Source organism: Mucilaginibacter frigoritolerans (genome assembly GCF_007830615.1).
Classification (GTDB): domain Bacteria; phylum Bacteroidota; class Bacteroidia; order Sphingobacteriales; family Sphingobacteriaceae; genus Mucilaginibacter; species Mucilaginibacter frigoritolerans.
Window position 1 is genome coordinate 86,881 of sequence record NZ_VLLI01000015.1, and the last position, 23,454, is coordinate 110,334.

At 39.0% G+C, this 23,454-nt stretch carries 19 protein-coding genes; all 19 read right to left on the reverse strand.

The features are described 5' to 3' along the window. Positions 1 to 8: 8 nt before the first annotated feature. Positions 9 to 1,247 carry a CehA/McbA family metallohydrolase gene (locus JN11_RS21270; RefSeq protein WP_144915973.1) on the reverse strand — a complete coding sequence of 413 codons (1,239 nt, stop codon included), beginning with the start codon at positions 1,245 to 1,247 and terminating at the stop codon, positions 9 to 11. 40 nt (positions 1,248 to 1,287) lie between these two features. Further along, positions 1,288 to 2,352 (reverse strand): phosphatidylinositol-specific phospholipase C1-like protein, encoded by a 1,065-nt coding sequence (locus JN11_RS21275; RefSeq protein WP_144915974.1) that lies wholly within the window; start codon positions 2,350 to 2,352, stop codon positions 1,288 to 1,290. A gap of 86 nt (positions 2,353 to 2,438) precedes the next feature. After that, positions 2,439 to 4,031 carry a RagB/SusD family nutrient uptake outer membrane protein gene (locus JN11_RS21280; protein ID WP_144915976.1) on the reverse strand — a complete coding sequence of 531 codons (1,593 nt, stop codon included), beginning with the start codon at positions 4,029 to 4,031 and terminating at the stop codon, positions 2,439 to 2,441. Between the two features lie 23 nt (positions 4,032 to 4,054). Further along, entirely contained in the window at positions 4,055 to 7,066 is a 3,012-nt protein-coding gene (locus JN11_RS21285) for a SusC/RagA family TonB-linked outer membrane protein (RefSeq protein WP_144915978.1), read from the reverse strand. Positions 7,067 to 7,240: 174 nt separating this feature from the next. Beyond that, entirely contained in the window at positions 7,241 to 8,836 is a 1,596-nt protein-coding gene (locus JN11_RS21290) for a RagB/SusD family nutrient uptake outer membrane protein (protein WP_144915979.1), read from the reverse strand. Between the two features lie 11 nt (positions 8,837 to 8,847). Next, positions 8,848 to 11,811, reverse strand: coding sequence for a SusC/RagA family TonB-linked outer membrane protein (locus JN11_RS21295; protein ID WP_144915981.1), 2,964 nt, complete (start codon positions 11,809 to 11,811; stop codon positions 8,848 to 8,850). A gap of 80 nt (positions 11,812 to 11,891) precedes the next feature. Beyond that, positions 11,892 to 12,950 carry a FecR family protein gene (locus JN11_RS21300; protein WP_144915983.1) on the reverse strand — a complete coding sequence of 353 codons (1,059 nt, stop codon included), beginning with the start codon at positions 12,948 to 12,950 and terminating at the stop codon, positions 11,892 to 11,894. A gap of 97 nt (positions 12,951 to 13,047) precedes the next feature. Continuing rightward, positions 13,048 to 13,581 carry a sigma-70 family RNA polymerase sigma factor gene (locus tag JN11_RS21305; RefSeq protein ID WP_144915984.1) on the reverse strand — a complete coding sequence of 178 codons (534 nt, stop codon included), beginning with the start codon at positions 13,579 to 13,581 and terminating at the stop codon, positions 13,048 to 13,050. 639 nt (positions 13,582 to 14,220) lie between these two features. Further along, entirely contained in the window at positions 14,221 to 14,607 is a 387-nt protein-coding gene (locus JN11_RS21310; RefSeq protein WP_144915986.1) for a hypothetical protein, read from the reverse strand. Continuing rightward, positions 14,594 to 14,878, reverse strand: coding sequence for a hypothetical protein (locus JN11_RS21315; protein ID WP_144915988.1), 285 nt, complete (start codon positions 14,876 to 14,878; stop codon positions 14,594 to 14,596). The genes JN11_RS21310 and JN11_RS21315 overlap by 14 nt, the downstream gene beginning before the upstream one ends. 212 nt (positions 14,879 to 15,090) lie before the next feature. Next, positions 15,091 to 15,507 carry a hypothetical protein gene (locus JN11_RS21320; protein WP_144915989.1) on the reverse strand — a complete coding sequence of 139 codons (417 nt, stop codon included), beginning with the start codon at positions 15,505 to 15,507 and terminating at the stop codon, positions 15,091 to 15,093. A gap of 20 nt (positions 15,508 to 15,527) precedes the next feature. Beyond that, complete coding sequence (locus tag JN11_RS21325; RefSeq protein WP_144915991.1) at positions 15,528 to 15,980, reverse strand: type VI secretion system amidase effector protein Tae4; 453 nt, start codon at positions 15,978 to 15,980, stop codon at positions 15,528 to 15,530. Positions 15,981 to 16,085: 105 nt separating this feature from the next. Beyond that, on the reverse strand, positions 16,086 to 16,487 hold the full coding sequence (locus JN11_RS21330) for a hypothetical protein (protein WP_144915993.1): 402 nt from the start codon (positions 16,485 to 16,487) through the stop codon (positions 16,086 to 16,088). Between the two features lie 3 nt (positions 16,488 to 16,490). After that, positions 16,491 to 16,883, reverse strand: coding sequence for a hypothetical protein (locus JN11_RS21335; protein ID WP_144915994.1), 393 nt, complete (start codon positions 16,881 to 16,883; stop codon positions 16,491 to 16,493). A gap of 121 nt (positions 16,884 to 17,004) precedes the next feature. Then, positions 17,005 to 17,427: a hypothetical protein gene (locus tag JN11_RS21340; protein ID WP_144915996.1), complete on the reverse strand. Its 423-nt coding sequence runs from the start codon at positions 17,425 to 17,427 to the stop codon at positions 17,005 to 17,007. Positions 17,428 to 17,447: 20 nt separating this feature from the next. After that, entirely contained in the window at positions 17,448 to 17,744 is a 297-nt protein-coding gene (locus tag JN11_RS21345) for a hypothetical protein (RefSeq protein WP_144915997.1), read from the reverse strand. 245 nt (positions 17,745 to 17,989) lie between these two features. Continuing rightward, positions 17,990 to 18,634 (reverse strand): tetratricopeptide repeat protein, encoded by a 645-nt coding sequence (locus JN11_RS21350; protein WP_144915999.1) that lies wholly within the window; start codon positions 18,632 to 18,634, stop codon positions 17,990 to 17,992. Between the two features lie 338 nt (positions 18,635 to 18,972). Further along, on the reverse strand, positions 18,973 to 19,461 hold the full coding sequence (locus JN11_RS21360; protein WP_144916000.1) for a hypothetical protein: 489 nt from the start codon (positions 19,459 to 19,461) through the stop codon (positions 18,973 to 18,975). Between the two features lie 8 nt (positions 19,462 to 19,469). Next, positions 19,470 to 23,429 carry a DUF6443 domain-containing protein gene (locus JN11_RS21365; RefSeq protein ID WP_144916002.1) on the reverse strand — a complete coding sequence of 1,320 codons (3,960 nt, stop codon included), beginning with the start codon at positions 23,427 to 23,429 and terminating at the stop codon, positions 19,470 to 19,472. Positions 23,430 to 23,454: the final 25 nt, after the last annotated feature.

Below are 23,454 nucleotides of genomic sequence, written 5' to 3' on the forward strand. Positions count from 1 at the left end.
ATTCATAATCAAAAATTAGGATCAAAATTAAAGTAAATCGGGTTCGAAAGCCCTACCATATTACCGCTTAAAGCCATCGAGTTCGGTACTTCCGGATATGCATTTTGCGGCCCTTCAACGGTTACCCTGTAATAAGTTCGGCCCGAGATGGCAGGTGTATCTGTAAATTCGACTACCGGTGTTTTGCCACTCATTTGCAAGGTGCTAAAATCATCGCCATTCTTTACCACTTTTATAGTATAGGTGGCATCAGGAGCAACTTTTCCGCTGAGTTGAACACGAAATTTAACCGGCTTTCCTGTTGACTTAACGTTATCGCCCATCATCATATCCATTTTACCGTCCTGATCGAGGTCGGCATAAAATTCAACACGGGGGTCATAAGGATTCGCGCTAACAGAAACGCGGCCATTGGTAAGTGCATCAACTACAGCTTGTGTTGTGCGTGTTTTTGCAAAAACCCAAGTGGTTGGCGTACCAACATAATTTGCCTTAGCCTGATAAGTATTTTTGGTTGCTTTATCTGGAGAATCAGGCGTACCATGGTGCGAGTCGCTTCCACCCCTACCGGTTAACTTGCGGCCCGATGAGAGCATGTCGTCCCAAATCATAATTGCGTTAGCATTTTTTGACCATATTGCCGAGTTCCATACTTCAATTGATTCAACCATATCATAAGAAAATCCGAAATGATCTTTACCACTTGGGTGATTGGCTGATAGATGAATTCCCAATTCTTTTTTTACGGCTTGAATAACGATGTCGCGCTGATCACGAACATCATATAAACGCTGATGATCATAGGGCCGTGCCGAAAAAGCATTTCCATGGCCACGGGTTGTTGTCCACTCTCCACCATAAAGCAATAATACCGAATCTGATTTAAACCCCGGATCAGTCCAGGTATGATGCGCTACATCACCATTAACGTGGTTATCATGATCGGTAATACAAATGTATCCCATGCCTACCGACTTGGCGAAGGCTATAATTTTTGCTACTGAGTTGTTAGATGCATCCTTGCTATTGTCTGAGTGTAAATGCAGATCGCCTTTCAGCCAAACTCCTTCTGTAAGGCTTGCTACAGGTGGCAAAGGGCCAAGTTCTGTTGGCGCCCATGGATTAACATGCGCTGACTGAGCCAACGCGGCATTACTTATACACGCTAATAGGATTGTAAGCAGCGTAACATTGAAGGCACGCACCAAAGCAAGCACCATTTTATTTTGATTAAGGTTTAATATCATTTTGTGATTTTATTAATAGTTTTCTTATTGCTAACCTGCTTTAATTTTTAAAAACCGGATTTAAACGGAAATATTTGCTTTCACCATCAAAGCTGACCACATAATCAGATTTAAAATGGGTGCTTTTTTGGTAGTAATCTGTGGTAATTATCTGGGCTCCGGACGCCTTAGCTGCTTCAAAGCCACTTTTATCATTTTCACGGGCCTCTTTGGTATCACCATCGGCACGGGTACGTATAATGTATCCTTTTTTCACCAAATCTTTTATTGCATTATCTTTAGGATTATTGAGAATCATCATCGCTGCTTCAGGTGTACCTGCATCCGCATTGGCAAATAAAACTCTGCCTTTTAATGATGGATGGCCCGCTATGTATAAGTCCTTTTTACGCTCTTTCGCATCAAGGATAAATAAGAATTTGCCTTTGGCTTGTTTTAAAGTTGGCCAGTTATCATGTAATACGGCATCTTCCAGTGTGGCATATTTGCCTCTTACCTGGTCGGGGGTAATAATATTTTCTTTTCCCAGATACTTTAAAAATTCATTATCTAAATCTTCGAACGTTTTTTCAGTAAATATTTCCGGAGTAGTAAATACCGGGTTTTTAGGTTTTTCGTCTTTAGGTTCGATAGTAATAAAAATAGGATTATGATCAGGATGTGCGTCCGACCATGCTTTTAACTGGCGCAGACCGTCTTTTAAGGTTAAACAATTGCTCCTAAAATCTAAATCAGTAATGTGAAACACTTTAAAGCCAGGTTCAAGCATTTCACCATTAGGATCAAACGGGGGCTGGTCTTTAACCCATTGTAAACCTTTCGGATGTGCATATTTACCTCCTTTTTCATCCGAATAAACATCTATCTCCAGGTTCAATAAACCGAGATTTAATTGATCGGCAAAACCGATGTGGTCATAATCGATTTTACTCATGCCTACAGAATCTCTGAGCTGCATCATTCTGAATAGCTTTGGATCAATTGCCTGTTTATAACTATTATGCGATCCGATTACCTGTATTTTATTAATGGGCAAATCGTCATTGTTCGGTTGGGATAACATCGACAATCCCATTATTAATACCGCGCTTAAAATAATTTTCATAAAGTTGAGTGTAAAAGCAACGGGCTAAAAAAGATTAACCCGTTGCTGAAATGAACAATAATTTTATTTTAACCTACCACTCCCAATTAATAACCAGGGTTTTGAACAAGGTTAGGATTAGTTTTTAATTCGGTAGACGGAACCGGGAATAAACGGCGTGTTGGGTCTGTATCCATGGTTAACACATCATTTGGTAAAGGATAGCTTGTTTCAAATAAACCATAACGGATAAGATCATTTCTGCGCCAGCCTTCCCACGATAGTTCACGTGCTCTTTCGTCAAGCAAACCAGGAAGATCAATTGAAGTTGCCAGTTGTGCTCCGGATCTTGCCCTTATTTTATTTACAAGCTCCAGTGGGGTTTGTAAATCACCTGCAACAGTTGTCATAGTAGCTCCGCGTAGTATGGCTTCGGCTTTCATTAAATACACATCTGCAAGGCGAAGAACAGGTACATCGTTGCCATTTAACCTTGTGGCCTGTATTATTGCCGGATCAGGATAATATTTAATAGAACGTATTCCTTCACACTGGCTAGCTATAGTATTACCAACATCCATTGGCTTACCAGGAACCAATACCAGTTGCGGTGTGATAACAATTTGAGTGGTGGTGCCTTGAAAATAAGCAGGCTGATTGGTGAACCCACCATTGCCATCAGGATAATACTGCGGGCCTGTTAACCATGTATTAGTTCTGAAATCGTTTGGTAAATTAAATCTGTTATAAAACTCGGGCGTTGTGCTCATAGCTATACTTAAGCTGGCATTTAACCCATAAGCCGGTGCCAGGTAGGCTAAAAAGCCGAAACGTGTAAACTGATTTCCGGGTATTTGCTGATCATAAGGGATAGCAAAAATGGTTTCATTTATTTGCGGACCATTATTAGGTAAAAAGATGGAGCGGTAACTCGCATCAAGTGAATAATTGGTATTATTCTGCACACTATCGGCCATGGTAACCACATCCTGAAAACGATTGGTACCGGTATAAACACCTGCATTTAGATACATTTTAGCCAGTAAAGCAAATGCCATTGCGCGGGTAGGCCGACCATATTGAAGCGTATTTGTGGCAGAATTATTGGTTTTGTTTGGCAACTGTGGTAAAATAGCCAGCAATTCGCTTTCAATAAAACTAAAAACTTTTGCCCTTGGTTGTGTTGGCGGCGGCGTATTTACCGGAAATGAGGTAATGATAGGAACATTGCCATACAAATCCATCATAAAATAATAGTATAAAGCGCGCATTCCTCTTATTTCGGCGGTATAGGCAGCCTTTACACTTGGTGAAGAATTTGCATTGTTAACCACTCCTAACAAACGGTTACAGGTATTTATACCACTGAAGCCCCATTGCCATATAGTAATTACGTTAGGATGGTCAAACGTCCAGGTATGATAATGCAACTGCCTGTATTGCCCACCATCATCAAAGTTACCGTCGCGGGCAGGTATAATAGCCTCATCAGTTGACAGCTCCTGCATCCGCCAGTAACTTACTCCGAAGTTTGAAGACAGGTTGGAATACATGGTACCCAATAAGGCTGTATAATCAGCCGTAGTAGTTGGAAAGTTAGATTTTACATACTGCGACTGAACAGGTACATCTAACTTATTACAAGAACTTACTAAAACAAATGCAGCAAGGCCTGTTAAAAACAAATATATTTTTTTCATCGTGATTGTATAATTATGGCTTATTAAAATGATGCGTTTAATCCAAAAAGGTAGGTGCGTGTTTTAGGATAAAAGTTATTATTATCAATACCAGGAGTTAATCCACCCATACTCACTTCCGGATCGAGACCTTTATATGCGGTGATCAGGAATAAGTTATTTCCTGATAAATAAAGTCTTATACTTTTGATGGCCTTTATTTGAGTTTTGATGGTATAGCCAAGCGTTGCATTATCTAAACGCAGGTAAGCACCATTTTCCAGATACCTGTCTGAGATAAGGTAAGCATTGATATCATTAAATGATTCGCCTTTAGTAAATTGTGGGATATTCTGCAATTTTGCATCGGCAGGGTCATTTAAATCGGCAAGGGTGGCATTTAATATTTTGTTACCTGTTACGCCACGTATTAAGAAGTTAAAATCGAAGTTTTTATAGAAAAAGGTGTTCGTCCACCCATAAATAATACTAGGCTGTGCATTACCCGCAATACGCTGATCAGTAGTAAGCGGCTGCGTATCAATTATTTTTCCGGCTGCATTTTCAAACGTACTTATACCCTGCGCGTTTTTGCCGGTATAATGCCACAGATAAAATGTCCCTATTGGATCCCCGGGTTGCACTATCTGGCTGTAATCTCCGGATTGGCCTTTACCGCCAAGCTGTGCTGTATAAAATGATGGTAAATTAAATTGACTATTAGAAAGACTTACCACTTCGTTTTTATTATGCGAAACGTTGAAAGATGTTTTCCAGGTAAAGCTTCCTGATTTTACAGGAGTAGCATTTAATACAACTTCAATACCTGAGTTTCTGATTTTACCTGCGTTGGCAGTAATAGTAGGATAAGCATATTGTGTTAATGACACCGGATACTGGTCATAAATCAAATCAGAAGTATTTTTAATGTAATAATCAACCGAGCCTGTAATTACATTTTTCAGCAAGCCAAAATCTACCCCGATATTTGTAGTAGCAGTACTTTCCCATTTAAGATTAGGATTATCATTTGCTACTGCACCTATTGAGTTTACTACGTTGCCATTGTATAAAAATTTACTGCCACTTGCTTGTGTACCATAAATAAGCAATGAAGAAAATGCATTAAACCCTACACTGTTACCTGATACACCGTAACCAGCTCTTAATTTCAAATCGCTGAAAACAGGATATTTTTCCATAAACTTTTCGTTGATTATTCTCCAGCCTGCTGATACTGCCGGGAATAAGCCATAGCGGTTATTTGCACCAAAGGCCGATGAACCATCGTCTCTTAATGATCCCTGTAATAAATATTTGTCAGAAAACTCATATTGTACACGGCCATAGTAAGAAATTAACCTAAGGGTGGATATTGGGTTATTATCAAACGCAATTTGTGAAACCGATGCAGGGTTAGAAAGGAAAATATTATTAGCCCCCAGATTGTCATTCGAAAAGTTTTGCGTTTGTACGCCAAATCCGTTATTGGTAGTGGTTTGCTGATACGAATAGCCTGCCAAAAATTTAAGGCTATGCTGTCCGAAAACCCTGTCATAGTTAAAATACGATTCAATGATCTCGTCCGTATTTAAATATGATGCCCGGTGTGCTACACCGTTTAAGCCCACCGCCAGGCCAGATTGACTATTCAAATAACTCGAAGAGTTAATTTGATCGCGCTGGGAAGAACCACTTGCAGTAAATTTAAGGCCCTTTAATATATCTACCTGTATCACACCGTTAACAAGCGTTTTGTTATCGTTAGTTTGTAGTGTATTATTATTTAATAATGATAAAGGATTTAATGTACCACTGCCTGTACGCTGATAGTTTTCCTTATAGCTTCCATCGGGATTAAAAGGGCTAACAGTTGGCAGGTAAAACAACATAGCAGGCAAAAGATATTGCTGAGGAACATCATCGCTGTTTGAATTGCTGTTTGTTAAATTAAGGCTTAGTTTAAGATGGTTGTCAAAAAAACGATCATTAATGTAGCCACGGTAAATGGTACGTTCTAATGATGTACGTTTTATTACACCGTCGTTTTTTAGATAATTGACACTTGCTCCGTAATCGGCATTGTTCGAAGCTCCTCCGTAAGAAAGATTTTGATTTTGTGAGTAACCGGTTCTTTCAACCAGATTTTGCCAATTGGTATTTGAACCGTCGTCATTAAGCGGATTAGAAAGTGGCGCTTGTCCGTTATCTTTTAAATATTGCCTTAACTGGTCACCTGTAAGCATATCTATCTTTTTCGATACTTGCTGCATAGAAAAATAGGTACTATATGACAAACGGTTTTGCCCTGCTTTAGCCTTTTTAGTGGTAATTACAATAACCCCGTTAGCCGCCCTTGAACCGTAAATAGCGGTTGATGCTGCGTCTTTCAATACATCAATAGTTTCTATATCCGAAGGTGCCAGAATGTCAATAGATGCACCCGGAACACCATCAATTACATAAAATGGTTCCTGCGCGCCGCCTGTTGTACGTATGGTTGAAGGACCTCTTAATATTACTGATGGCGCTGCATTAGGGTCGCCGCTTTTCGTGATGTTTAACCCGGGCACTTTACCTTGTAGCAGGTCTGCTGGTGTGGTATTAACTCCTACGTTAAAGTCTTCGGCTTTAAGCGATGTGATTGATCCTGTAACATCCTGCTTGCTTGATGTACCATAACCAATTACTACTACATCTTTTAACTGTTTAGTATCGGTAAGCAGTGTAACGTTTATTACATTGTCTGCACCTACAGTAATTTCCTTTGGCAAAGAGCCCAAAAAGGTGTAAACAAGTACATCGCCTTTTCCCTTTACATTAATTGAATAGTTACCATTAGCATCTGTACTGGTAGCTTTTGAAGTGCCTTTTAAAGTTACTATAGCACCAGGTATCGGGTTATTGGTTTCGTCAATAACCCGGCCTTTTATGGCATACGTGTCCTTTTGGCCATAGGCTGTAGCTGTAACCTGCATTATGAGTGCAATTGCAAAAATTGCCTTTAATGCAGTACTACTAAATAACCTTAAAAATAAGGTGTAAATTTTTTTCATGGATTGTTAAATGTTGTGAGTTTGATAATCTGTTGTTTAATTGAATAGAACTTTTACCGGTATTTTGATCATTAATACCAATACGTCTTTCAAAACAACAGCCCCCAATACTTAACAATTATTTAATATCCAATACTGAAACTATTTCCTGTAAAACCGTTAATTCAATGAAGGTTAATACCCGGAATTTTGGGTTAAACCCGGATTTAACTGTACCTGAGATGCCGGGATGGGATAAATGCGGTGTAAAGGGTTAGCATCCGTTTTGTATCCCCATTTATATTCCCATTGGCCAAAGCGGATCAAATCATTTCTGCGCCATCCTTCAAAAGCAAGTTCCCTCCCCCGCTCATCAAGCACCGTTTGCAGATTTATTGATGACAATGGACTTGCGCCCGCACGTGCTCTTACTTCATTAATCAACGTTAGAGGCGTTTCTCCGTAAGTGGCGTTTGCACCTCTTAATATCGCTTCGGCTTTGGTAAGGATTACATCAGCCAGCCTGAACACAGGCATATCATTACTCTGGTTACGATCCAACGAGGTCTTATCCGGATAAAACTTATTATTACGATAACCCTTTGCCTTTCCCAATTCATCGTTTCCAACATCAAGATTCAAGGGGTCAACAGTCGGATCAAGCGTCAAAGCTGGTGTAAACTCCATCTGATAATTTACAACAGTTGCGGCATCTGCGCCTTTATAAGTTTGGTCAAGACCAACTTTTGTAGTTTGGATGATAATAGGATTTCCTAAATTATCATATTGTTTACCAGTAAGCCATTGCTTGTTCCGCGCGTCATTAGGGTCGTTATACAAATTATAAAAATCTGGCAGGGTAGCCATTGGATCGCTTGGGATAAAAGGCAAACTGTATTTGTTTTTTAAAGCCGGATGCAAACTGTAGCGTGCAAAATATTGACCCTGGGCCAGCATATTGTCATAAGGAATTGCAAAAATAAAATCTCTTATTTGCGGGCCGTTATCAATGTTAAACATTTCCAGATAATCGGCATCAAGTAAAAAGTTTTTGCTTTGAATAATGCTGTCACACACAGTAACCGCATCTGTGTATCGCGGCCTACCTGTGTAATATTCAGCATTAACATACATTTTTGCCAATAAGGCAAAAGCCATCCAACGGGTAGGGCGACCATAGGTAATAGCCCCTACTGAGGTATTTAAATCGGGCATAGCTGCCTTCACTTCACTTTCAATATATTGAAAAACCTGATTTCTGTTGGTTGTTACCAGTCCAGTTGTGTCTCCAAAGCTTTTAATTATAGGAATGTTTCCATATAAATCCATCATTAAAAAATTGACAAATGCACGAGTGGTACGTATTTCGGCTATAGTGGTACGCCTGGTGACATCATCTGGCAATGTATTAAATAAGGCAAGCAGGCGGTTACACGTACTTATTTCGCTAAAGCCCCATTGCCAGGTGGTATTTACATGCTCATGGTCTATTGTCCAGCTATGATAATGCAAATCGCGCCATTTACCACCATCATACCAATTTCCGGCACGCGCCACAATAATTGCTTCGTCTGTACTCAGCTCCTGCATAAACCAGTATGATTGTGCATATTGAGTACGTAATTGTGTATAAACCGGACCCGATGCTGCTATATATTCAGCAGGCGTTTTAGGGAAATTACTGCTGGTGAGCTGCGATTGTACGCTTACATCAAGTTTTGTGCAGGCCGTTATTGCCGCGACTATAAAAATTATAGCCGCATAATACCTGAATTTAATTAATCGCTTCATTAAATAAATATTTAAAGTTCCATGTTTATCCCTACGATAAATGATCTTGTTTTTGGATAATAGTTGTGATTATCGATGCCCGGGGTAACTGTGCCAATGTTTATTTCCGGATCAATACCGTTATAGCCAGTAAGCGTAAATAAATTGGTACCGGATGCATATACCCTTAGAGCGCGAATACTTTTTCCTAAATCTTTAAACCTATATCCTAATGATGCATTATCCAGTCTCAAATATGATCCGTTTTCCAGATACCGGTCAGAATATAAGCTTGCATTATAATCGTTATAAGACTCAGAAAGAGTAAGCTTCGGGATATTATGATTACTGGCATCTACAGGCGAGTTAAGTGTTGCCAGCGTTGCATTTAAAATTTTATTCCCGGTAACCCCTCTCATAAAAATATTGAGGTCAAAGTTTTTATAGTTTAACGTATTATTCCATCCAAAAACAAACTGTGGCTGTGCATTACCCAGATACCTTTGGTCGGCTGATGTTGGGGTGATGGTTGGCTTGCCGCTTCTATCTTCAAATTCAGATACACCATTAGCATTTTTACCTAAATAATGCAGCGTATAAAACTCACCAACCGGATAACCGCCCTTTATTATTTGAGTGTTGATATTACTTTGCCCTGTTCCGTCCGGGTAGCCGGTATATATATAATTTAACTTATAAATATTATTTGATAAGGAAACCACCTCGTTTTTATTATGGGCGATATTAAAATTACTGCTCCATTTTAAATTACCCGCAATTACTGGTATCGCGGTAATGCTAAGTTCAATCCCTTTATTATTCATTTCGCCTGCATTTGCATAAATTAAACTTCCGGGTGTGTAAGAAAGAGAGGCCGGTTGCTGATAGTTATAAATAATACCTGTTGTTGTTTTATTATAAATATCGATTGTGCCTGTTAGCCTATCCCTTAAAAAGGCAAAATCAACACCGGCATCCAACTGGGTGGTTTTTTCCCATTCCAGGTTTGGATTTGGATTTTGTACAGGTCCAATAGATTTAACAAATGATCCATTGTAATAAAATGACCCGGTAGAACTATTGAGCAATAAAGGAGTAAGCGGGTCAAAACCTATAGTATTGCCGGCAATACCATAACCTATCCTCAATTTCAGATCGTTAAACACGTGTTGATCTTTCATAAATTCCGCTTTAATTATTCTCCATGCTGCAGAAGCTGATGGAAAATACCCCCAGCGATGGTTGACACCAAATGCAGACGAACCATCGCGGCGCAAGGTTCCCTGGAATAGGTACTCATCGTTATAATTATAATTAAAGCGGGAATAAAAGGAGATTAACCTTAAGGTTGTAATAAAGGTATTACCATATAAAGGCACATAGCCGGGAGGAGCCTGCCCTAATCCTAAATTATTATAGGAGGTTGCATCAGAAGCAAAATTCACATTTGATGTTTGAAAACCATCCCCATTAGTTTCTTGCTGCCATGAGTAGCCCAGTAAAAACTTTAAATGCTGATTATGAACAAATGAATAATCATAGGAGAAATAATTTTCAAGTACTTTTTTAGTATCCTGATAACTTGATCTTATGGCCTCCCCATTAGTATTATAAGCCAGTAAAGAGTAATGGTTAAAGTAAATATTACTATCAACTGTATGAGTTTGATAGCCTACATTTAAATTATAGGTAATGTTATGCGGAAGCGTTACCTCTACCCCTGCATTAGCCAAAGTTGTACTCATTTTGGTGTCAAACTCATTGTTTTCAATTAAGGCTAAAGGGTTATAGGTTTGTGTTCGGGTAAGGTCTTCTTTAAAGGTACCGTCGGTATTATATATGTTTAGTGTAGGTAAAAAACGTAGTACATTATAAAATACCAGTGTATCTACATCGCTTTGGCTGCTTATGGTATTGTATAAAGAAAACCGAAGTTTAACGTGGTTATTTAATGTTTTTTGTTCGATATTAAAACGGCCGGTAAATATTTCGAGCGATGACTTTTTGATAATGGCATTATCTTTTAAATAATTAAGACTGCCACTATAAATAAATTTATCCCCACCACCACTAAAACCAAGGTTATGGCTTTGTGCGCTTCCCGTTCGGCTAACTTCTTTTTGCCAGTCAGTATTCCCGCCGTTGTCATCTGTGGGAGCCAATGCTTTGTTATTTGCTTTTAAATAAGCCCGTAATTGCGCAGCGGTTGCTACATTAATAAAGCTTGAAATTTTTTGGATGGCAGCATAGGCGTTATAAGTTATTTTTACTTCGCCAGGTTTGCCCTTTCGTGTAGTAATTAGTATAACACCGTTTGCTGCCCTGTTACCGTAAATTGCTGCCGCAGACGCATCTTTTAAAACCTCTACAGAGGCAATGTCAGATGGGCTAACCAAATCAAGCGAGGCATCAGGAACCCCATCAACTACATAAAAAGGCTGCTGCCCTAAATTTAAAGTAGATGGTCCGCGAAGAATAATAGTGGGAATGCCGTTAGGGTTACCATCTTCACTTATATTTAAACCGGCAACCCTGCCTTGTAGTTGTTGCAAAGGAGATGTTATCACCCCTACATTTAAATCGGAAGGTAAAAGCGAAGTGACAGCACTACTTAAGTCTCTTTTAGGGGCAATACCATAACCCACCACCACCGTTTGAGTCAGCTCAATTACTGCTAATTTCATTTTAACATCAATAGCTACCAAACCACCAGGAATAATGGTATAATTACCCAAAACCTGGTCCTGGTAACCTATGCAACTAAAAACGATGGAGTATGGGCCGCCATAAGGTATTTTACTAAACTCGAAAATGCCCTTACTATTGGTTCTGGCATAAAAAAACACGCCATTGTTCTGCAGTTTTACGCTTACATCTGGTAAAATAATTCCCTGCTCATCTTTTACAATGCCGGTAATTAATGGAGCAGTGGATTGAGCATGTAAAGCATACCAGCATGGCATCAATACTATAAAAAGCCACTTTTTAGTAAACATACCCACTCAATTAATGTCCTTTATTGTATGCCTCCACAAAAAATTCATGTCATTTCACAAGTAAACTACCGTGTTTAATTTTATTGATTTAAAGTATACGTTGCACCGTGTTTGCTTAGAGTGAGTTTATTAAGTGTTGCAATAGTAAGCAATACATTATCCGGTTTATCTGTCCGGATATCTACATCCCCGGTAAAAGTCCTGTTTGATAATTTGACCTTGTCGGCTTGAATCTGGATGTGATAAGTTTTTTGCAATATTTTAAAAACTTCAGCCAATGATTGGTTCTGAAATTTTATGATGCTTCCATGTACATAAGTAGCGCCACTTGTTATGCTTTGCAATGGTTTTGAAATGGATTCGTTTTCATCAAAACTAATTACACTCACCACGTAGCTGGTTTTATCCAGAATTAACGTATGCCCGGGAGTAAGATATGTATCTGCATTGGCGGCTCTGTTTTGCTGCTGCTTAACCACAACTTTGCCCGAAAAAAGCTGCACAGTAACTTTATTGCCGTAAGCGAATGCCGTAATTTTAAAGCTGGTTCCCAGTGCTGTTGTTGAAAGACCTTCTGCATAAACAGTAAAGGGCCGGTTTTTATCCTTTGCCACTTTAAACAAGCCTTCTCCTTTTAAATAAATATCCCTGTTTTTTTGTGTGAAGGGAAGCTGATAAACTATTTCACTTTTACCTGATAACAAAACTGTTGAACCATCTTTTAACGTCACAAGAATAGCTTTATCTGTTTTATTATAAACCGTATCATTATGATTTTTCAGTAACGAACTGGTATTGGTTACTAATGATAGTGTTTCAGTATGCTTGTTTCTATTGATACCAAAAAACAAAGTAATACCCAGTAATACAATTATTGATGCGGCTATGCCGATAACTTTAAAACGAACCGTTTTCCTGGATTTGTCTTTATCAAGATGCTCATCTATAGCGTCGAGCATAATTTTCGAAATAACAGGATGCAGTTTTGCAGGTGTATTAAATGTTTTCCAATCTTCCTCGCCAAAATACTTATCCAGCTCTTCCGGATGCTCATCAAAATAATCGCTTACAGCAGAGCGTTCTTCCGCTGTACATTCCTGGCGAAAAAATTTATCTATTAACTCTTCAGTAATGTTCATATTTAATTAATACGTTCAGAAAACATTTTACCCCCATCAGCTTTTTTTATTTATTTAATTTTTTATTTACAATTAATTTAAAAACAACATAAATGCATCACCATAAAAAGAAAAACATTTTGATGGAATTGCGCAACTGCTTAATAGCCTTAGAAATATGATGTTCAACAGTTTTAGGTGAAATAGATAAGATACCCGCAATTTGTTTATAGGTAAACCCATGTACCCGGCTTAATTTAAAAACCTTTTTCCGCATAGCCGGGAGGTTTTCCATAGCAGCGTAAACATGAGTTAAGGTATCTTTATCCGTTAGCTGGTTGTCTTCGTATAACAGTTCGGCAGAATTACTTACCAGGTTATTGTATTTGAGTTTAACCGATTCTTTTCGCAACTCATCAATTAAAGTAGTTTTTGCAATTCTAAAGAGCTGAATATCTATTGGTAGATCATCGGCTAGTCTGCTTCTTGTTTCCCATAATTTTATATAGGTAAGCTGAACAACTTCTTGTGCCAGATATGATGACTGCGTTCGGCTATAAATATACTGGTATAACTTTGTATGATGAGACTCATATACTTCGTTAAAACATTCCCTGCTGTCGTTTTTTAAAGCGGCTACTTGCTCTGTCATGATGCACTACAAAGATGTCACTGCCTTATAATTATAAAGGGTGCTGTGCATTAAATGATTGTTAAATAATTCACACTAAAAACCCCAAACATTTACTTTGCGGAATGAAACCAGGGAGCATTAAACCGGGCACCAACATGGCTTAAACTAATCTGGGGCTTGTGTTTCAAATATGCTTTAGTTTTCTCAGTTGGGAGCCATTCTGTCCCGCAAGTACATGAAACAGCAGAAACACACCGGGCCAGGCGAAACAAGCTATCACTATAAATCAATAAGTTAACAACATCCCACGGGCCAAGCTGGGCCAAATGGGCCAAAAAATATGCTGTATCGTCCTAAAAAGTGTCCCACGGGTGGCTTATAAATCCATAATGAAAGGTGCTTGCACTTTATTAAATAGCAGCCCATGCTCTTCCTACTACATTTTTAAATGCACATTGCATTACCCAGTAAGCATGAGCGCAAAAGCACTTAAATAACAAAAGCCCGGCGCTGGGCCTGGCTCTGTCTTTCAAACATACATTTCGTTATCTCGGCTAGCGTGGCACGCTTAGCCGGGCGGGGTGTGGTCAACTTCGGTACTTAAAAGGCATTTCGTTATTTCCACCAAATGATGTGCTTCAGCCCAGAAGGAGATGCTTAATTTGTGTTCATACTAAAATCAGCATTTATCTTTAGCATCTTTTTTTTCTCATTAAACTCCTTGGGATTTAAAGGACCTACTATTCCCTTTTCTGGGGAGTAGTTCATTTCTTTATATATGGGTACAATAAAAAACTGGTCTTTATTGCGTTCAACGATTATATAATTGCTATCGAAGCCGATTAAGCTAAATGCTCCATCAATTAATTCGACATAATCATCATTATCATCAACCTTATAACAAATGCATTTACCAAATTTAGTGTGGTTGAAGTAGTAGCGGCCAATCAAATGTTTATGTGAATCAAATGTATCACATGAATTAAGAATACACATTAAAATTATTATAAAAAGTTTCAGTGCATTTATTTTAAAATTGTTCATTTCCTGGTCTATTAATAGGTTCGCTCCAAATGTACCATTGCTCTGTATTTCCCATTATTTGGTGATCTGATCTTTCCCAGTTCGGCCCCAGATCGTATGTTAAAGATTGAAATGAAGTAATGTTATGTACAGCAAAAAATAAGTTCGTTCCATCTACCCACATATTCACCTTAAAATTTCCTACAAATTGTTCAATTGGATTTAATCCGGCATTTATGTATCCACGAATACCAAAACCTGCATCAAAATGTGTAGCAGTGGCATCTGTCAAATCAGAGATATTTTTATATTTATTGTAAAAAAACGCCCTAGCCGCGTTAGCGCCACGTGAGTGTTATAATGCTCTTGCCACCTGGTCATTATAGAATAGTCTGTTTCTTGGACCTGAGCCTGTAAAGAATTCTTGAGTCATTTGCGCTGCCACGTTTGCCAAGTAGTGATCGCCAGGTCCCCCCGCATTGGCATCTTTTTAATTATCAACTATTAATAATTATTTATGATTTCCTGCTTTTCTGTGAATCTTATTGACTGTTTAAGGATCAAATTTCCAGCTTTATTAGGATAGAATATATTTTTAACGGAGTCTGTTGAATTAGTTCCTTTATTATAGTAATAATGTTCTATAAATTCAATTCTGTTCTTGTAAACAATATAATCTCCGCTGACAAATATTGAATCATTTCTTGTTGCTTTTAAGAGCGAACTGCATATATGTCGTTTAGCTCCTGCTTGGTATACGACAAAATATTCAGCATTCCAGCCCTCATCATGCACATATTTGCTTTCTTTATATATAGAATAAGAGTACTTGCCTATATTAACATTGATTAGGAAGCCCTTTTGAACGTACTCAAAAGAGCAAAGAATAATGATGAATAAAATTCCAAATGTGGTTCTCATAATCATAGATTTATATTAAATTATTTAAATATCCATAGGTGTACTCCCGTGAGTGTAACTCCAGGCTCTTCTTGACTTACATTAAAATAATTGCCGTATACCGGGCTACTACCATTCCAAAGAGTAAAATGTCCTGTCGCATCACTCCACCCGGAAACATTAAATTGTATTATTCCTGTATAACCTGAAAAATCACTTGGACTCATTCCATTTATGTTAGGTTGTCCATAGGTAGCATCCATATAGCTTGCCATATCTTTCACCCTAATAAAGTAATTTAGGTTGTCCGCACCTTTAAATGTTTTTCCACGTTCGTATGGTATAGGCGCACCAGATTTATTTAATGCATACGATAATCTCATTGCACAAGTATTAGCGTAACTAACTGGGTCTTGATTGTAACTTCTAAGTAAGCCTCCACCGACAAGCGCATAAGTAGATGGTACATCACCTGTCGAATAGTTTTTTAACAAGTCACTAAAACTCGGTCTTCCCTGATTGGTATCTTTAGTGTCGACCAATTAAACGGCAAAAATCAGCCCGGCTGATGCGGCCGGCCTAATGCATTTTATGTGCACTTAGTTAGCGAACAAGTCATAAATCTCCAATTGCGTTTGGTTATTATTCAGACAGTATAAAATGTAACCATAAGGCCCTTGACCTTTATCATTAAAATAATACCAGCAATTAGGCTTATTTTTAATATAGGTATTTCGATACTTACCCGCTAAATAGATTGGATTATTGCCGTATTTAAAGGGGTACAATTTCGCTAATTTTGCACCATCTGACTTACTAATCAGTATATTAGCATACCACTGTTGATCGTCGTGCACTTTCGATATAAGCTTATAGTTTTCAATATGGGTAGTTGATTTTACCATATCATCCACAAAAGTGTGGTATTTATATTGAAAGTATAAAAAAGTACCTGCAAAAAGTGTTATTATGCCTATTATAATTATTTTGATTGGTTTCATATACTAATTTTTAGGAATTGTATTTTCAGGTGGTGTTACGCCATAAATTACCATGAAAGGCTGCCCAAATAAACTTGAACCATATCTAGTTGCAACTTCTCCCCAAAAAGTTCTTGTCCCCCAAGCTTTATGATCGAAGTTCCACCAATCCGCATAACCCACAAAACCCGTGCTGTTATAATATAAAGTAGTTAAACCTACCGCATAGTAATAATCTGTTCCTCGAGTATCGACAACGACTTGATAAAGCCCTTTAACATTGGGTACAGGAACACCTTTATTATTTTGGAGTTTTCCAGCTCGACGCATGTCGTTTACAAAAGCATTAAATGTACTTTTAGTTAATCTATAATCTCGCCAATATCCATTCTCATATTGATCGAGTAAATCATTCACAACTAGAGTTCCAGCTCCATGCGCAAATGTGGGTTCCTGCTGTTGCCCCCCCGGATTAGCATTATCCGGATTAGCATTATCTTAACAACAAGTTTTATATGCCACCCTGACTATGACCACATCATTTTTTATCTACGTAAATCGTATCGGCCGGTTCTTTGACTTTATTTAATTGGATCTTTACGCTTTTTATTAATGAATGAGCAAAAATGCCCTTAAAATGGCTGGCTTTTTCATATTTAATTAACGAATCCACATTAAAAATGTGCAGGTAAATTTTTGAGGAGTCGGGTTCCCTATTCAAAACCCTGTCGAAAGTTAAAATTGTTTTAAAAGTATCCGGATTAACAATATATTCTTTTAAATATTTATAACTACCTATCACGCTACTATCGGACACAAAACTATGTAACGAATAAACAATATATATGGGTTTATTGGAACGATTTTTAACAATGGCTACCTTACTAGCCCAATCGCACCCAGTTATAAAAAAAATTGCAATTAAAATAAGGGTAACACTAACATAAAATTTGCTTTTCATATAAATATTTCTGTTATTCTTTATTGAGAAGGATTAGTCGGAAAACGCCCTGGGTCATTCGCAATTGCGGAGTCTGGCCCAAAAAATTGAACAGCATTTATATTGGCTCGTATTTCTGTCCAGTAATTCGCGTGCGTATCGGGGTAAAATTGCATATTGAACCCGCTCGACGGCATTACTTCAAATATATAGTACAAACTTCCATTCTTTAACTCATCTAAATAATGGCCGTATTCATGTTCTAAAAATGCTAACGTAAGCGTTGGATCTGCAATAATACTTCCTCCAGGCCAAGTAATAGCCGAATTCGCTTTCACTGGGCTTGAGCCAATAGTAACACCTGGGAAAACCACTTTACCATTCGCGCCTGTAAAAACAGCTTGATACGTATATGGAATGGCTGGCCAACCATTTTTATAACCAATATAGTTTTGAACCGTTCCATCACCATATTTAATTGGGTCCCCAATTGGCTGATATCCCCCCTGATTGGCATTCTTCTACATCAATGAAGCGACAAATTTAGCGTGGCTTCTCGTAATTGGTAAACGCTCCTTACTGGTCAGGGATTGCACCTACAAAAATCATTAAAAAACTTATCCTTGTCAAAGTCGTTAATCGTTTCTGTCATTTGTTTAGCATCTTTAGCAGGAATTTCTTTTTTGATTCTGTCAAAAGCTGCTACAGCGTCGTCTTTACTCTTTAAGAATAGTTGTAAATAGGATTTGTCAATTTTATTTTGGACTATATTGATTTTAGATTCAATTTGGCTATCATATATACTGTCCGCCGTTTTATATTTTTGAATTGCCTCAAATGTATCACCAGTTTTTTCAAGTATATGACCTTCCAGGGTAATGGCGACTGGGTCTGCTTTTCTTAATCTAACTAGTTTTTCGATTGTTTCTAAAGCACCCCGACAATCGCCCAAGCCACATAAAATCGATACCCTATTTGAATATGATATTGTATAAGTTGAATCCTTTTTTATCGCATTATCCAAAAATTGAACAGCCTTTTTTAAAGAGTCTTTTTGGTAGCCATATTTCTGAAATAGTGATACGGCTGTATCATTCAGTGCTTGAGCTAGCTTGCGGTTTTTTAAGCCCTGATTCTCTTGTGCATGACAAGACGTTGCTGCTTTCAACTGGCAAAGGGGACCTTTTTGAGTTGGCCGGAAGGGGGCATTTTCATGTGTTTTATCCAAGTCAACCGCCTACGCTTATAATTTCCAATGTACCTTTAACCCCCTTGATAAAGTGGTAGAACTTTACGAACGCTTGCTCCGGGTGGAGCGGGAAAAGGTAGAGCTGCTTAAAAAGCGTTTAGCCGATAGCCAGGCCGGGGGTTAAGAAAGACCAAGTTGCGCAGGTCTTTCAGTCCCTTACCGCCCACCGGCGGTAGGGCAAGTAGGTTTTTGGGTGCCACAAAAACACAACTTGCAGTATAAAAAACAAACACCTTAACAGATATACACATAGTTGTATATATAGCTATATCTGTTAAGGCAACAAAGCCCGGCTCTTATTCAAACGAGGCTCTGTTTTAGTTTCCAAATGGATCTATGTCCTTCATTTTATCGATGTCCTTCAGCCAATCTTTTTTATAAGTTGTGATATTAATAGAATTGCTAAAATCAGACTTTATAACAGTTACATCAACCGGCATATCTAATCCAATATCAAACTCTCCTAAACTTTTTTGGGTGCTGCTGATTTTTACGTTATCAATAGAATATGTATTTGGACTGTCCGAAAACCCATTTCTATCGAAATAATGTTTAGTGTTTTGTAAATACTTATCGCTTGTTGTAAAGAAATCAATTAAAGTAAAAGAATCGGTAATAGTTATTTTTACGCTGCTGAATTTCTCATCCGGGCTTAAGGAAAAGTCTCTTATTTCCAAACATTGCTTCGTCCAGAAACCATGAACTGTATTTTTTAAATCAACGTTTGCAAAGCTGTTGGTGGTAATGATTGTCCATAGAATTGCATTCTGTTTTACAAGCATCAAAAAATAGGGTAAGTCTTTCATATTATTAATTATAATGTACTATATGGCCTAACAATAGTTAGTGGATAATTGGGTTGTGTTGAAACTCTTCCCCCAACACTCTGAATTATAGTTCTTAAACTTTGCAAAAATATATTGCCAAGCTGATATTGATTTAACTCACCATTACTATTATCCCAAGCTTTATCAGCGGCTCTAATTGCTGCGTTAACAGCACCTGCACTTACACCAGCGGCCCAAACAGACGACATTATCTCATCTGTTTTCCCAAACATACTGGTTACCCTTGGCAGCTCAAAATACAGAGGTCTCATAATAACAATTGCCGCTTTAACCCCCATTTCTTTTGGATTCCATTCAAGCTTCAATTCATGAAAAAGTATTCCACTTACTCCTGCGGTTTGATAATTAGCGTCTGGCCCAGCAGGAGTAAACACCCATGACGCAGGATTTGATTGTCCACCGAGTAATCCTGGAGGCGCCATACCCCCCGCATTGGCATCATTAATTATAAATCCATAATGATCTGTAATGTCTACATCACCGTTTGCATTTACGCCATTGGCAGTTTGACTTTGATATTCATAATATTGAATACCAGTCTTATTGGTACCATAATAAACCCCTGCATTACTTCCAACTTGCTGTCCTGTCCAATTATTAATTGAAGAAATGGCTGAAGCAATGTCCCCTACACCAGCATTAGTATTTACACTCCCCTCATTAGTGTCATAAGTGCCAGATCTATAAATAGTAGTACCTAAATAACTGGATCCTGGACCTGCGCCTGTAGCAGCATAAGCAGCTGCATCGCTCCACGTAACAAAATCACTAAGACTATTACCGTCTCCTCCTCCAAAGTTTCCATAACTTGGGCCACTAACAGGCTGAGCACCTAAAGGAGGCAACTTATCTGCATTTAACAAATTACCCAGCGGGTCATTATTCATAATCGGATTGTTCCCGGCATACTGGTAAGTGGTCATACTTTCAGCACTTTCTGCTTCCGGGTCAACACCAATAAAACGGCCCAGAGCAGCATCATAGTTTCGGTTAAAGGTTTGGTAATAATCGGGCAGGTTAGCGTAATCGTTTTGCCATTCGCTGCCGCCGTTATACAAATCTTTATTAGGCACGGTAGGCGTAGCCACAGGCGAGCTTGGCATAATCATACCAAAACCATAATAGCTATTTTCCTGCACCACCTTTGCAGCACCACCAGCGCCTGTATTGTTAAAGCTGATCCGTGCGTTGCCCTGCCCATCGGTAATAATAAATTCCTGGGTAAGGGTACCTGCATTGTTCACTACTCTTCCTTCAGGCATAGGGAAATAACTTAATACGCCGTCCAAATATACAAAACCATCAACATAATCGGTAGTGTGTTGTATGGTAGCTACACCGCTCACATTGTCATACTGTTGTTTTCTGAGTACTGTTCCATTGGCATCTGTCACATAGGTAATGTACCTGTTAACTGATGAGGTAAAGGCTATTTTACTGGTGCGGTTCAAAAAGCTGTAGGATATTTGAGAAATCCCCTTATAAGGATCGACCGCCAAATTACCATTGGCATCATAAGTATAGTTACCTGTCCCTCCTATAAAACCAAGTGCATTATTGCTGGCATCGCCTACTGTTTTTAACCTGTCTGGAGTCTGGGGATCAGGAGTGTAGGTCAGGTTATCAATATTAGTATAGGTTGATGAACCTTGTGTCCCGGTATTCCTGCTTAAGGAAAGTAAATTCCCATTAAGGTCATAACTTATACCTGTCTCGTCCCATCCATGCGTGGTAGTAAAGGCGGTTGAAGTTGTACTGTTCGATGGTCTTTCGTTATAGATTTCTCCTGTATAACGGTCCTGTGCATCGTAACTATATACAAAAGCTCGTTCATAGCTACTGTTGTTGTTCCCATCCTTACTCATCCATTTTACAGCCGATAGTTTACCATTATATTTTGGTGTATTACCCAGGTTGCTATCTGTCTGATCGTACAGCATCTGCATGCCAAACAAATCATTACTGTCCGCATTCGTTAGGCCGTTATCATTGCTCAGGGTGCTGTTATTAATACTGGTCACCTGCCCGCGGATGTTGTACCGGTAATCTACCGATTGCAGGTAACCCGGGCTGATATAAGCACTAAAAGTGGAACCAGAGGGTACACTAAATCCCGTAGCCATATTGATGCTGTTGCTGGCAATAATCGTATTGGTGCCGCTGAAGGTTGAATTTAAGGTTTGTGTGGCCGGAACACTGCCAGCCGATACCTGGCCCAGCTTCTTATTGATCACCTGCCCCAATTCGTTATAGGTATAATTTGCTACCGGCATAAAGTTTCCGGTATTGTACTTTTGGCTGATAGCCGTTACCCGGTATACCTGGTCGTAGGTAAATTGGGTATACACCGTAACGGAAGTTGTTGAAGTAGTTTGTTTCACCACCTTACTCACCTGCGGTGCCCCGGTAAAATCATTCACAACGGTTTTGGTATCGGTTAATGCTGCGCTGGTGGTATAGCCGTTATAATAAACATGGTTGTTGCTCCGTACTTGTATTGGATTTAGCCGTCTATCGTAAAAAGTCACGGTTGTAAGCCAGGTATTGGTTAGGCCCGCTACGGTACTTTTACAAACCATGGTGGGCATGCCCTTCAGTTGGGCTGTTGTCGCTGTTTCCTCGTTGGGCAGGGAGGCATCATTTTGCGTTACATAACTAAAATCAGCAGTACCATCATGATTCAAGTCATAATCATCGTAATATGCATAGGCCAGCGGTGTGATGGAAGTATTGGTTACTGTTCCGGTAGGGAACACGCTATTGGTATAGTACCCGTTATTTGTTAGGGTGGCTGTGCGGCTTTCATACCACAGCGTGGTGTATGACGTAGCAAACGTATTCACGTAGGCTTGCATAGTTGCAGGGGTAGTACTATTAACAGCGTTTACCGCATCAATATAAATACCCTGGCTTATCGCGCGTCCTTCCGCATCATACTTAATATAATTCCATTGATTGTTGGTGCGCATCAATGCATCCTGCATCAATACCGGCCGGTTCAAGGGATCATAAATAATAAACATGGCCCCTTTTGCCGGTACGGTTTTTTGTATAAGCTGCCCCTGGTTATTATATACAAAATTAAATACCAGGTTACTCAAGGGGGCTATAGTAAGGTTATAATTATTGGCAGCTAAAATATTGGTGGCCGCCGGCGGCACAATATAGCTGATCATCCCGGCTAAATTATAAATGTAATACGTATCCATATTTACACCGCTGAGCTTTTGCCTTTTCAGGATGGTACGGCCCGCTAAATCGTTAAACACCAGGCTTTCCACACCATCTTCATCGGTGCCATCGGTAACAGAAAGATTACCGGCTGCATAATAATTATTAGCCGTAAAAGTACCATCTGGATTCCAGATAATAATATTGCCGTCGCTACTCGTATTCGGCCTGTAAATTACAGTTTTGTAATGATTGCCGCTTACCCCAGGCTGATAGCTGCTACCTACCATACCAGCCTGTAGCATTCTTTGTAAGGGGCTGTTTTCAAAAACCGCCTGGCTGTAAGGGGCATTGTCACTGGCCACTATATTTTGCCCGGTATAAAAAGCCGGCTGATCGGTGCTGATGGCATTAGGGCGATAGCTGCCCATTGGGTCAGTGCTCTTCCCTGCGTAAGGCAGGTAACTCTTGGTTTGTCTCCCTAAGTTATCGTATGCCACCGGTTGTATCTGGTCGTTTTGTAGCGGGCTGGCTTGTACAGCCACACTTTGCAGGTTACGGCCCAATCCATCGTAATAAATCCTGGTAGTTTGCTTGCTGCTTACCCCAAGGCTGTATGTCTGGGCATCAGTGGTAATATTAGCTACTTTTATAATATCCTGTTGCACAAATCCAGGGGATTGTGCATAGAGTTCCTGGCCCATCCACTGAAGGATACAGGCAAGCAAGAGGGTGAAATATGGTTTAAGGTTCATGATTTCTCTTTTTGTGATCTGTTCT